The sequence below is a fragment of the Natronococcus roseus genome (assembly GCF_043677095.1).
In the GTDB taxonomy this organism is placed as follows: domain Archaea; phylum Halobacteriota; class Halobacteria; order Halobacteriales; family Natrialbaceae; genus Natronococcus; species Natronococcus roseus.
In genome coordinates, this window is the sequence record NZ_JBHLJR010000005.1 from 131,406 (window position 1) to 143,483 (window position 12,078).

General features: G+C 65.3%; 9 protein-coding genes and 1 pseudogene. 5 read left to right on the plus strand and 5 right to left on the minus strand.

Features of this window, described 5'->3' with window-relative positions; all coding sequences use genetic code 11:
• Positions 1–66 precede the first annotated feature (66 nt).
• Positions 67–1,095 (plus strand): peptidoglycan bridge formation glycyltransferase FemA/FemB family protein, encoded by a 1,029-nt coding sequence (locus ACFEMD_RS14700; protein ID WP_394741821.1) that lies wholly within the window; start codon positions 67–69, stop codon positions 1,093–1,095.
• 54 nt (positions 1,096–1,149) lie between these two features.
• On the plus strand, positions 1,150–2,679 hold the full coding sequence (locus ACFEMD_RS14705) for an oligosaccharide flippase family protein (protein ID WP_394741822.1): 1,530 nt from the start codon (positions 1,150–1,152) through the stop codon (positions 2,677–2,679).
• 333 nt (positions 2,680–3,012) lie between these two features.
• Here ACFEMD_RS14705 and ACFEMD_RS14710 read toward each other — a convergent pair whose 3' ends face one another.
• Together ACFEMD_RS14710 and ACFEMD_RS14715 are read right to left on the minus strand one after the other, a co-directional pair.
• Positions 3,013–3,861, minus strand: a complete 849-nt coding sequence (locus ACFEMD_RS14710) for a proline dehydrogenase family protein (RefSeq protein WP_394741823.1) — start codon at positions 3,859–3,861, stop codon at positions 3,013–3,015.
• Positions 3,858–4,724, minus strand: a complete 867-nt coding sequence (locus ACFEMD_RS14715; protein WP_394741825.1) for a hypothetical protein — start codon at positions 4,722–4,724, stop codon at positions 3,858–3,860. The genes ACFEMD_RS14710 and ACFEMD_RS14715 overlap by 4 nt, the downstream gene beginning before the upstream one ends.
• 304 nt (positions 4,725–5,028) lie before the next feature.
• Between ACFEMD_RS14715 and ACFEMD_RS14720 the strand changes: the two genes are divergently transcribed.
• The gene (locus ACFEMD_RS14720) at positions 5,029–5,982 is read left to right on the plus strand and encodes a DUF1616 domain-containing protein (RefSeq protein WP_394741826.1); all 954 of its coding nucleotides are present in this window, start codon (positions 5,029–5,031) and stop codon (positions 5,980–5,982) included.
• 585 nt (positions 5,983–6,567) lie between these two features.
• On the plus strand, positions 6,568–7,806 hold the full coding sequence (locus ACFEMD_RS14725) for a glycosyltransferase family 2 protein (RefSeq protein ID WP_394741829.1): 1,239 nt from the start codon (positions 6,568–6,570) through the stop codon (positions 7,804–7,806).
• 648 nt (positions 7,807–8,454) lie between these two features.
• Here the strand turns inward: ACFEMD_RS14725 and ACFEMD_RS14730 are convergent.
• Positions 8,455–8,856: pseudogene (locus ACFEMD_RS14730) on the minus strand (glycosyltransferase family 2 protein); the annotation flags it as partial.
• Between the two features lie 237 nt (positions 8,857–9,093).
• Positions 9,094–9,885 (minus strand): polysaccharide deacetylase family protein, encoded by a 792-nt coding sequence (locus ACFEMD_RS14735; protein ID WP_394741830.1) that lies wholly within the window; start codon positions 9,883–9,885, stop codon positions 9,094–9,096.
• 253 nt (positions 9,886–10,138) lie between these two features.
• On the opposite strand from ACFEMD_RS14735, the gene ACFEMD_RS14740 reads away from it, so the two are divergent.
• Complete coding sequence (locus tag ACFEMD_RS14740; protein WP_394741831.1) at positions 10,139–10,996, plus strand: glycosyltransferase family 2 protein; 858 nt, start codon at positions 10,139–10,141, stop codon at positions 10,994–10,996.
• Here ACFEMD_RS14740 and ACFEMD_RS14745 read toward each other — a convergent pair.
• The gene (locus ACFEMD_RS14745) at positions 10,986–12,050 is read right to left on the minus strand and encodes a lipid II:glycine glycyltransferase FemX (RefSeq protein WP_394741833.1); all 1,065 of its coding nucleotides are present in this window, start codon (positions 12,048–12,050) and stop codon (positions 10,986–10,988) included. The genes ACFEMD_RS14740 and ACFEMD_RS14745 overlap by 11 nt on opposite strands.
• Between the last annotated feature and the right edge of the window lie 28 nt (positions 12,051–12,078).

A 12,078-nucleotide genomic window follows, 5' to 3' on the forward strand; every position in this document is an offset into this window, starting at 1 on the left:
TTCGACGGACGCTCCGAAGCTACTTGCCGGCGGCCGGTGGGATCGGACGAACACGCCGATGTTCGCATGAGTCTCGAAGTCGAACACATAGACAGTATCGAGGAAGCGAACCGCAACCAGTGGAATCACGTCGTCGAGGGATCGGAGCTGGGCTGTGTCTTCCATCGCTACGAGTGGCTCCGGGCGATCGAGGAGGGGCTCGACTACGAGCCGAGACACGTCCTCGTCTCGAAGAAGGGCAATCCGATCGCCGTCCTCCCGAACTTCGTCACCCGGCTCGGCCCCGTCGCGCAGCTGACGTCGATCGAGCCGGGTTACGGCGGGCCGATCGCCGTCGCCGACGAGGAGCGGGCGCTCGAGTTGCTGCTCGCCGGCGTCGCCGAGCGCTGCGACGGACGGGTCTTCTTCAACCGGTTCCGGACCTACGACGAGGGGTACGTACGCTACCAGAACGTGCTTCGGGAACGGGGGTACGACGTCGCCGTCCACTCCTGTCGGTTCGCGCTGGACCTCACCCGCGGCTGGGACGCGATCCTCGAGGGGATGGACGGCGAGCGCCGTCGCGGTATCCGACGCGGCCGCGAGTCCGACCACGAGATCCGCGAGGAGCCCGTGACGCCCGCCGTGCTGGCGGACTTCTACGACGACTACGCGCGGGTGATGGACCGAGTCGGGATGGACGCCGTCCCCTACTCGTTTCTGGCCGCGCTCGAGAGGTTCGCGGATCGGATCACGATCCTCTCGCTGCGGGCCGACGGCGACCGTCGCGGGATGTACCTCTTTCTGGAGGACGACGAGCAGTCGGCGGTCCAGCATCTCTACACCGCCGTCACCAGGGAGCACTTCGAGTACCACGCGCCGGAGCTGCTTCACGAGCACGCGATCGGGCGGGCGATCGAGCGAGGGTACGAGACCTACGAGCTCCGGGGGTCGACGCCCGACTTCAGGAACGGCGTCTTCGGTTTCAAGGAACGCTTCGGTGCCCGGCCGATCCCGCTGTTGCTGTGGGAACGGGGGCGGCCGTCCCCGGCGCTGTCGGCGCTGAACCTCGGGCGAACGCTCTACTGGCGCTTTGGCTCGCCGACGTGGGACTGATCCGACGGGCCCCCGAACGACCCGTGTCGGCGGCGTTCGTTCGGGCGAATCAGCATGGCTGACTCGCTCGCCTCGGCGGTGCGGTCGGTCGTCGGCGCGAAGCTGTTCGTCGTCCTCGCGGGCTTTCTGTTCACGCCCGCGCTGGTCAGGCTGCTCGGGCCGACGGAGTACGGTCGGTACGCGCTCGCGCTCTCGATCTTCGGCATCGTCAACGTCGTGATCGTCGGGGGGACGAGCGACGCGGTTCGCAAGTACATCTCCGAGCGCTCGGATCCCGCCTGGCGGGCCGCGGTCTACGGCTACGTGTTTCGGCCGGCGCTGGCCCTCGGCGTCCTCGTCGGGGTCGCCTTCTGGCTCGCCGCGTGGTCCGGCCTCGCCGCCCGCCTCTTCGGTCCGCCGTTCACCTCGCTGTTCTACCTGCTGGGCGGGTACGCCCTCGCCAGCCAGCTCGCCTACCACAACCTGCGGACGCTGATGGGTCTCGAGCGCGAGTCCCGATCGGAGCCGCTGAAGATCCTCGAGAAGACGCTGTTCGTCGTCGCGGCGCTGGGGCTCGTCTATCTGGGCTTCGGCGTGGAGGGAGTGCTCCTCGGGCACATCATCGCCAGCGTCGTGGTGTTCGTGCTGGCGCTGGCGGTCATCGCACAGACCATCCCGCTGCGCTCGCTCGTCTCGCCCCCGAGCGTCGACCTTCCACGGCGAGGGATCATCGCCTACCTAGGAAGTACGATCCTCTTTTTCCTCTTCCTGAACTCGCTGTACCACGTCGACGTCGTCCTCCTGCAGCTGTGGACGACCGACGAGACCGTCGGCTACTACCGAGGGGCGCTCTCGATCGCCGAGTTCCTCTGGCTCGCCCCGACCGCGGTCCAGCTCGTGCTCCTCCAGCGGATCTCGAGTCGGTGGGCCGCGGGCGACCTCGGGGCGATCCAGCACCAAGCCGAGCGAGCCACCCGGTACGTCCTCCTCCTCACGGCCCTGCTCGCGGTCGGGGTCGCCGCGCTGGCCGCCGACTTCGTCCCGCTCTACCTCGGTTCGGCGTTCGAGCCGTCGGTGCTGCCCCTGCTGTTGTTGCTGCCCGGCGTCGTCGGCTTCGCCGTCGCGCGGCCGACGCTGGCGATCAACCAGGGTCGGCGCTCGCTGCGACCGCTGCTGGCGGCGACGGGTGCCTGCTCGCTGGTCAACCTCGCGCTCAACCTGGCGCTGATCCCCGCCTACGGGATGGCCGGGGCGGCCGTCGCCACCTCGATCGGCTACGGCAGCCTCGTCGTCTTCCAGTCGCTCGCCGCCCGCCACATGGGGTATCGGCCGCTCGAGGGCGTTCGATCGAAACCGATCCTCGCCTCGACAGTTGGGACGGCCGCGCTCATTGTTCCGCTTGCGGTCGCCCTCCCCTCGTCGCTGCTGGCTCTCGTCGTCGTCCCGCCGTTCGGCGCGCTCGCGTACGCGACGCTCGCGGTCGTCACCGGCGCGCTCACCCGCGAAGAGCTCGCGGAGCTCGTCGACGGGATCGGCGTCCTCCCGCGGGGGCTCGAGCGGCGGCTGTTCGTCGTCGTCGATCGGCTGCCGAAGCTCCAGGAGTGATTGGGGTTACAAAGAGGGCGTCGTAGAACTCTTCCCACGGTAGTGATGCCATCCACACCTTCGGTGAACTGACCGATACGTAGCGAGTGCACACGTACCTTTTTCTCGTCGGGTTCGCTCGCGTTGCTCGCTCACCACTCCTCCAAAAATCTACGCTAAAAAGCCGCCTCCGCGGGCTTCGCCCGCTTCGGCGGAGAACCGCTCGCTTCGCTCGCGGATGCTGGCCGTGATATCTGCTTCACCTGTACTTCTCGAATCAGGACGCCCACACAGTAGGCGCGAGAACCGTTCTATGACATCCTATTACAAAAGTTTCGACGGCGCCTCGATCGGTCAAGCGGACCGATCGAGCAGCGCTCGCAGCGCGAACCGGAGGGTGTGGTCGGTCTCGGTCAGCCGATTCAGGAAGTACCGCTTCCAGCGGGTGCCGTAGGGAACGTACTGGCTGACGTCGTACTCGGTCGCCAGCTCCCGCTGGACCGTCGGTCGGACGCCCATCAGCATCTGGATCTCGAGGGCCGTCCCGTGGCGCTCGCTCAGTCCGTCGGCGTACTCGAGGATCGAGAGATCGTGGGTCGCGACGGCGATCGGTCCCTCGAGAGTCGCGAGCGCCCGCTCGAGGACGTCCCGGTAGGCCCGATCCATCCGTTCGGGATCGCGGTAGGCGACCGAGCGCGGTTCGTCGTAGGCCCCGCCCCGAACGAGGCGGACCCGTCCGGGCACGCCGGCGAGGCGCTCGAGGTCGGCCGGGGTCCGCTTCAGGTTCGCCTGCAGACAGACACCCAGTTGCGCGTCGCCGTATCGGGGAGCGAACGCCTCGAAGGCGTCGAGGGTCGCGTCCGTCGTCGTCCGTTCTTCCATATCCAGCCAGACGGCGACGTCGCGCTCGCTTGCGACCTCGAGGATCGACTCGAGCGATCGTCGAAACCGCATCTCGCCGAGGTCGAGCCCGAGCTGGGAGGGTTTGACCGACACCGATCCCTCGAGTCCCGTGTCACCGATCCCCGCGACCAGTTCGCGGTAGGCCGCCGCGTCGGCGCGCACGCGCTCGGGATCGTCGTGGTGGGTTCCCAACCGATTGACCATCCCTCGAATCCCCCGCTCGTTTAGGCGGCGAACGCGCTCGAGAGCCTCGGCCTCGGTCTCGCCGGCGACGAACCGCCTGGCGACGGGCGGGATCATCCGTCGGGATCGGCCGCATCCGTGCCGTCCTTCGCCTCCCACCGGCAGGTCACGAGCCGTCTCCCGGACGTTCGCTCCTCGAGGACCGTCGCTTCGATCGGTCGCTCGAGACCGATGGCGAGCCCGCAGGCCAAAGTCGAGACGACCGGGTGGTCGAATCGATCGGCGGGCCCGAAGACGTCGTCCGCGACCGCGACCTCCAGTCGGCCCTCCGCTGGGTCGACCGACGGCGCCGCGCCGGAGACGAACTCGAACCGGTGGACGAGTGCGTCGGTCAGCTGCTCGGCCAGCCGCTCTGGTTCGGTCGCGAGCCCGTTCTCGAGCGACCGTTCGAGTTCGGCCACGAACGGCGCGCCGACGGGCTCGAGCGACAGGGTTGGTTCGTCGGCGTCGCCCCCGTCCCCGGCGACCGGGTCTGCCCCTCGAGGGGGGTCGGCGAGGGGAACGACCAGCCGAACTCCGTCCGGGTCGCTCCCTGAAACCGGAGCGTAGCGTCGCTCCGCGGTGGCGCCGACCGCCTCCGTAAGTCGGGAGAGGTTGGTCGCGCTCGTCTTGTACACCCGCGTCGCGTCCCGCGCTTCCACGGTGCGTTCCGGCTCCAGCCCGTACGCGAGCGCGGCGGCGAATCCGCCGACGCCGGCGAGCGCAAACAGCACCGCTCTACCGTCCGCTATCACGAGGCCGGCGACGAACGCGAGCGCCCCGACGAGGGCGAACCCGACGACGGCTCCGTTTCGACCGCGGTGTCGGCTGTCGTCGGATTCGCGCTGAAGGGACGCCTCGAGCGGTCGCTCGTTCGCAGCGAGCGTCGTCGACGACTCCCGGCGAACCACTGAGGCGTCGTCGTCCAGGTCGGTCGTCACGGCATTCACCCGCTCAACGTACGGCGAAGGGGTGTTTGAAACTGTGGGGCCGAAACGCGGTATTTCCTCGAGGCGAACGGAGCAATACGCGATTTCCCACCGTTCGGTCAGTTCTCGAACGGCTGTCGGGTTGCCGTCAGCTTCCCCTGACCACAACCGGCACTGTCATCCGCGAGAGCGGGAGCAGCCGGAGCGGTTCGACCGCGTACGACGAGGAACGACCCGACGATTCGTTCACGGTACCGTGACCGTTTGGAACGACGACTGGCGGGCTTTATGCGGCGACTGCAGGAGGGCACGAACGATGGGTTCGAACGGTCCGCTCGGCTCGGTTCGACGGCTCCCGGCCGATCTCGCCGTCGCGCTGGCGGTGACCGGACTGGTCACCGTCGCGGCGTTCGCTCCGGTGATTCGCGAGACGCCGGCTCGAGTTCCGCTCGGGCTCGCCTTCCTGTTGCTCGTTCCCGGCTATGTCGTCGTCGCCGCGCTGTTTCCGAGACGGGACGACGTCGACGGCGTCGATCGGCTCTCGCTGTCGGTCGTCTCGAGCGTAATCGTCGTTCCCGCCGTCGGCCTGGCGCTGAACGCGACGCCGTGGGGAATCCGGCTCGAGCCGATGCTGGTCGGAGTGTCGGTTCTTACCGTCGCGGTGGCGGGTCTCGCGACGCGGCGACGGCTGGCCGTGCGACCCGACGAGCGGTTCCGGGTTCCCTACCGGAAGTGGGGACGGCGTGGAGTCGCGGCGGTTCGACCGAACGGGTCTCGCGACCTCGCGCTGACGCTCTCGCTTACGGTCGCCGTCGCGGTCGCCGTCGGCGCGGTCGGGTTCGCAGTTGCCGACCACCACGGCTACGGGCCGTCGATCGGCGAGGACGACGACGGCTCCGCGGCGATCTCGCTGCTCGATTCGGAGGAAGAGCTGCTGACCGACGGAGCGGAACTCGAGCCCGGAACGACCGAGTCGGTCGTGATCGGCGTCGACAACCACGCCGACGAGGAGCGGACGTACACCGTCGTCGCGCTCGAGCAGGAACTCGAGGACGGAGCTGTCGACGGGGAGCGCGAACTCGAGCAGTTCGACGTCGCGGTCGGCGGCGGTGAGTCCGGGGTGCTCGAGTACGACCTCGAGACGACCGACGTGGCGGATCGGATCGTTTGGCTGCTGTATTCCGACGAGGTTCCCGCGGAGCCGTCGCCCGACTCGGCGGACGCACACGTCGCGCTTTCGAGTGGCACGGATACCGTCGACGTCGCGTAGCTTGTCGCGTCCTCGATCCGACGACCCGTTCGATCGGTGGACCGACTCCGCGCCGCTCGACCGACCGTTTCTCTCGAGAGATCGTACAACCGGTAGCAGTTGGCGATTACCCCCTCTAATTGACTATTCGTGTGACCGTCGGCGGAACTGTCGGATCGTCGAGACCGAGCTCACGAGAACGGGGAAGAGTAATGCCGCCGGCAATCTCTCGCAGGCCGGACGACGATGAGCCGAAGCTCCCGTTATCGTCCGCGGTCGGGCTTGTACCGCCGATCACTGTCGGTCACTCTTGCTCCGAGCGCGTTCCGTTCGGTTCAATTAGACGTAGTCGACTGAAACGATATCGGCTCTTTTTCGGGAGCACCGTCGTCCGTAACGGTGTTCCTCCGGCGTTCCGTGGATTTGAAACTCGGCGACTTCGAGGTGACGACGGCGACTTCGGGGAAACGACCGGAGCGGAAGCACACCCGTCGAACCACCGGAAACGAGAGACAGAGAATGGGCGAACAAAGTCAGCACTCCCGAAGTACGAACGTAAATACGATTCCCGACCGACGGAGCGACGAAGTTGTTGGCGTCGTCGCGGTGCCGACTGAGACGGACGGATCGCTCGACGGGATCGGTCGGATCCAACGAGCGAAGGCCGAGGGAAAGGACGTTCTCGTCGCGCTCTCGAGTGCCCGCTCCCCCGAGCTGGCGAACGTCGCCCGAGCCGTCGGTGCGGAGGTTGTGGATCTCGGAACCGACATCGAACTCGAGGAGGAGGTAGTTCGAGACGTACTCAGCGTCGTCGCCGAGCGACGAGGATATTCGCAAGTCGTCTTTCCCGATGAGGGGCTGTTCGGCGAATCGGACGGTGCGACCGCTCCGGCAGACGTTTCGGTCCTCGAGCGGAACTCAACGAGCGCGGAGTCGGGAGAAGCAATCGTCGCCGTGCCGGCGTACAACGAGGCCGGCGAGATCGCGAGCGTCGTCGAGGAGGCGGGCCCCCACGCGGACCGCGTTCTCGTAATCGACGACGGAAGCGCTGATGACACCGTGGATCGAGCGCGAGAGGCCGGGGCGACGGTCGTACAGCACGACTACAACCGCGGGTACGGCGCGGCGCTCAAGACGGCGTTCGACGAGGCGGCCCGTCTCGGAGCCGACTCCCTCGTAACGATCGACGGCGACGGCCAGCACGATCCGGCGGATATTCCGGTACTCCGTGGAGCGCTCGAGGACCGGACCGCCGACATCGTTATCGGCAGCCGGTTCGCCGACGGAGCGACAACGGATATCTCGCCGGTTCGTCGGTTCGGAGTCCGGACGGTGAACGTTCTTACGAACCTGAGCCTCGGCTACGTTCGACCGGGGCGTCGCATCACGGATACCCAGAGCGGTTTTCGCGCCTACAGCGACCGGGCGGTGCGGTCGCTCAGCGGGGATCGCAGTCTCGAAACCCAGATGGGCGCGAGCACGGATATCCTCTATCACGCCAGGAACTGCGGGTACGAGATCGAGGAGGTCGCGACGACGATCACGTACGACGTCGAGAACTCGAGCAGCCAGAACCCGTTCACGCATGGCGTGACGTTGGTCGAGAATATCACGAAGACGGTGATGTATCAACACCCCCTTCTTAGCCTCGGACTCCCGGGGTTCGTAACCGTCCTGTTCGCGATCTGGTTTGGCTTCCTGCTGGTTCTGAACTACCTCGAGATCGGACTCGTGTGGACGGTGATGCTCCTCTTCGCCGCAGCCTGTAGCTGGCTCGGCGTCGTCGCCGCTCTCACGGCCGTGCTCATCATCGTATTTAAGCTCCATCGCGGCTCGGGAGGGTGACGCCAACCGCTCGAGCGCGCCGCCGGAGAAGGCCCTTCGACAGCTATAGTAACAACTGAAACTGTTTGGACATCGATCGCACAGCAGTCGTGCGATCGGGTGCGCACTGACTTTCAGTGGCTACTATAGTTCGAAACCGCGGAGTTACCGTCGACACTCCTCGCTCGTCCAGATCTCCTTCCACTGATCCGGATACTTCTCTTGAAGGCGGTAGATATCCTGCACTTTGACGTACGCGATGACCAACTGATAGAACTCCAAAAATGCGAGAAAGAACCCGCGGTACCCGTCGAGGGCCGCCTTGTTGAGGACGAGGCGGTCCGCGGCGACGACAAGTCCGCGGACGAAGAACCGGACGAACCCGCTCTCGTCGCCATTTTCCACGACTTGGAGGGCTTCGAGGGCGCTGTACTGCCGGATCTTCTCCTCCATCTCCGAGGCGCGCTCGAAGCGATAGTGTTCGATGCGGTTTCGAAGAGGCCTCGTTCGATCCGCGTACGGTTTCGCGACCGACAATCGCTCCCAGATATACTCCTGTTGGTAGTAGAGGACGTCCTTTTTCGCGAGGTACGGCCGTTCGACGTGGTGCTGGCGCGTTCGAGCACCCATCATATGCTCCTGTTTCTCGATATAGAACGCGACGATTCCGGGAGTTCCGAACGAACTCGCAATCTCATCTCGGAGGTTCGGCGGAACCTCCTCGTCGGCGTCCAGAACGAGCACCCAATCGTTCGTCGCCAGCGACACCGACTCCATCTTGATCTGCGCAAAGCTCCGAAACTCCCGCTGGTAGACGGACGCCCCGTACTCCTCGCAGATGGCCACCGTGCCGTCTTCGCTGTTGCTGTCGACGACGACGATTTCGTCGGTCCACTCGGCCACGCTCTCTAGACACCGTCGGACCGTGTCCGCGTTGTTTTTCGTCGTGAGACAGACGGAGATCGGCAACGGTTCCCCGTCCCACGGGCGGGAACCCGCCGGCTCCGATTTCGGTTTCGCCGAGAGTTCGTTCAGCAGGTACTCCAGTACGTATCTGTGGGCGCCCGACATAGTCAGCTTCTCCCCGCCGACCCGGTTTTCCGCGCAAACTCGAACTCGGTCGACGGACAGATACCGTTCGTCAAACGGACGATTCGACGGCGACTTCTCCGGCAGCTCATGGGGTTGCCTCTCGACCCGAAGCGTAATGAAAGCGCTCTCCTCACCGTTTGACCGGTCAGGAGAATGGAGAGAGGTCGCTTCGAGACCGTCGTCGACGTCGACGGACCTCGCCGGAGCGAAGAGTGCCTACGAAACTACCCTCTGCCACCGTCTGCTACCGGATACCAGCGACTCGAGGGTTTCGAGATCGTGTGTGCGCATGACGGTGATGCGCGGAATCGTAAACGGGCGGTCGAAGTCGACGACGTCGGACGCGACGACCGTCGTCGCGGTCTCGAATCCCGCTTCGGCGGCGGCACTCGCGACGCGTCGGTCGAAAGCGCCGGACGGGTACGCGAAGCTGCGGGGAGGGTCGTCGACGAGCACCGCCAGTGCACGTCGCGATTCGACGAACTCCGCTCGCAGTCGCGATTCCGAAAGGACGGTTAGGTCCGGGTGGGTCATGGAGTGAGCGCCGATCTCCTGTCCCTGATCGTAGAGGCCGACGGCGTCGTCTCGTGTCATCACGGGCTTACTCTCGAAGCGCTCGCCGAGTAATCCCGGGATGACGTAGTGGGTCGCGGTTATCCCGTACTCCTCCAGAACCGGAAGGGCGTATTCGATCGTCGACGCGAGTCCGTCGTCGAAGGTGATAACTGCGGGGCGGGCGGGCAACGTCCCGTTCCGCCAGCACTCGATCGCCCTCGAGATCGGAAGCAGATCGAACGTCGCCGACAGCCAGTCGACGTGACGACGAAACTGGGACGGCGTAACGTCCCACGGTCCTGGTTCGTCCGTAACGCCGTGATAGAGGACGATCGGACAGCGAACGCCCTTCGGACGGCACCGTCGCTTCAGTCCCGTCCGACGAAACAACCCGTCACAGAGGCGCCGACCGCGTTCCCGAACGATGGCGCGACGTCGGTCCGCTCGGTTCATCGGTTCGAGGTACCGGACCGCGGCCCTTAGTTAATCGACACCGTTCGGATCGCGCTTTCCGCCCGATCGACGGTTGCGAGCGGGGCGGGAGTTTCTCGTGGAACCGGATGCGGTATCGTGCCGTTGCGGAGCCAACCCGTGCGAGTCGGCGCCGGTTTACGAACGGGTTCGGCGGCGTATACGCCCGATTACACGGAGTATTAGACGAACTAACAAAATGATCCCGGGGCGTCCACGAACCACTGCCACAGCAATGACTCATACGGAACCCGCGGTTTCCGTCGTTATTCCGTTCGGCCCGACGTACACGCCGGTCGAGATGCTCGAGGACGCGAAGCGATCCGCGGCCACACAATCGGTTCCGACCGAGATCATCGTCGTACGCGATCCGGGAGAGCACGGGCCCGCAGCGGCCAGAAACGTCGGTCTCGAGCGAGCGACCTGTCGGTACGTCGCCTTCCTCGACGCGGACGATCTCTGGCGCGAAAAGAAATTGTCGAAACAGCTCCGACGAATGCGAACGACGGGTGCTGGACTTTGTCTGGACGCGCCGAAGATGACCCGGGACGATTTCGTCTATGAACTGTTCGTCGGCGGACTCAACGAGATCATGTCCTCAGTCGTCGTCGACACCGAACAGGTCGAGACGCGATTCGACGAGGACCTCGAGCGTTGGGAGGATCACCTCTTCGCGCTCGAGGCGTCGACCGCCGGCGTCTGTTTCACGCAAGATACGTTCGACGTGCGATACCACGAGCGCAGTCTCTCGACGACGATCGACGATCCCGCGCTCTACCTTCGGAGCGGAAAGCGGTACGTGTCCCTCGTCGACGATCGCATCCCCGAGGCGAGGCCGTACGTGTATATCTTCTACAAGCACATGTACTTTCTAACAGGGTTTTACCACCACAGACGTGGCGGTTACCGGCGAGCGCTCGCGTACTTTCGCCGATCGCTCCAGATCGGCGTTTCGCCGTATCCGGTAGCCGGGTTGGTCGGAACGCCCCTGTTTTTGCTCGGCTCGCTCGCGCTTGATGCGCTACGGAAGGTCGGCCGACGAGTTCGACGGTTCGGAAGCAGCGTGCGGGGTGAACGGCCCATCAGAGACTGATGTTCTTCCGGATCGACGGTCCGATCCACTTCGTCGCCCGTCTCGGGAGTCGCTGCCACGTGTCCGAGAGTCGATCGTAGGTCTCGTCGTCCGGGTTCGGAAGCGTGACCGTTCCGCTCGGGAAGTAGTGGTAGTCGTCGAACCAGACTTTCTTGCCCCCCCAGCTCTTCTTGAAGGAGTACACGCCGGTCCCCTCTCGCGTCCGGCCGAGCGAGTAACTCGAGTAGTCCTCCTCGGCAGCCCGCTCGAGGGAATCCCACAAGAGTAGGCTTCCACCCTGAAGGTCGCGGTGTGCATGGTCGGAGACGGCCCCCCAGTGGAAACAGGTGTCTCTCGAGAACAACACGATCTGTCCGTTGACGAGCGAGCCGTCGTGTTCGGCGAGGTCGATGTCCATCCGATCGCCGAACTCCGACCACAGCTGTTCGAAGAAGCCGAACGAGTGGGGGGGCGTCCCGAAATTCTGCATGTTGTCGAGGTAGAGGCCGTAGTAGCGGCGTAGATCCTCGATCGACGTCGCTTGCCGCACCGTGAGACCGTTCTCCCGTCCGGTCCGAACGTGTCCCCGACGGGAGCTGTCCAGCGCGTCCCAGACGGCGTCGGAATCGCCGTCCTCGAGCCCGATCTCGAAGGTGACGAACCGACGCTTCCGTTCGAATCCGGCCGTCGGGGCGTTCGTCAAATCACGACCGCGGAGGCTGACGAACGCGACGTCCAACTCGTCGGCCATCTCGCGAACGCTCGCGAGCAGCCGGCTCGTCGTCTCGGGCGGCGCCTCCGACGCGAGGACGATAGAGCCGTACTCGCTGTAGGGCATCGAGACGAGTTTATCGCCGAGGACGCGACTCCGCATGTGAACGAGGGGAACGACGCCACAGAGGTCACCGTCCTCGGCCGCACCGAGATACGTAACGTCGTGACCGTACCGCTCGCAGAGTCGTCCCCACTCCCACAGATCGAAGACCGGTCCCGAGTGTCGAGTGACGAACCGGTTCCACCGATCCGAATCGTGAACGCGTTCGACCTGCATGCCGGGGCTTCCGACAGATCTCATCATATATCCGACGGTAGTTCACCCGGTA

Bases quoted from the DNA above. Each gene is read 5' to 3' on its own strand.
- ACFEMD_RS14700 (WP_394741821.1), top strand. From the start codon at position 67: ATGAGTCTCGAAGTCGAACACATAGACAGTATCGAGGAAGCGAACCGC.
- ACFEMD_RS14735 (WP_394741830.1), bottom strand. From the start codon at position 9,885: ATGAACCGAGCGGACCGACGTCGCGCCATCGTTCGGGAACGCGGTCGG.
- ACFEMD_RS14720 (WP_394741826.1), top strand. From the start codon at position 5,029: ATGGGTTCGAACGGTCCGCTCGGCTCGGTTCGACGGCTCCCGGCCGAT.
- ACFEMD_RS14705 (WP_394741822.1), top strand. From the start codon at position 1,150: ATGGCTGACTCGCTCGCCTCGGCGGTGCGGTCGGTCGTCGGCGCGAAG.
- ACFEMD_RS14740 (WP_394741831.1), top strand. From the start codon at position 10,139: ATGACTCATACGGAACCCGCGGTTTCCGTCGTTATTCCGTTCGGCCCG.
- ACFEMD_RS14710 (WP_394741823.1), bottom strand. From the start codon at position 3,861: ATGATCCCGCCCGTCGCCAGGCGGTTCGTCGCCGGCGAGACCGAGGCC.
- ACFEMD_RS14745 (WP_394741833.1), bottom strand. From the start codon at position 12,050: ATGAGATCTGTCGGAAGCCCCGGCATGCAGGTCGAACGCGTTCACGAT.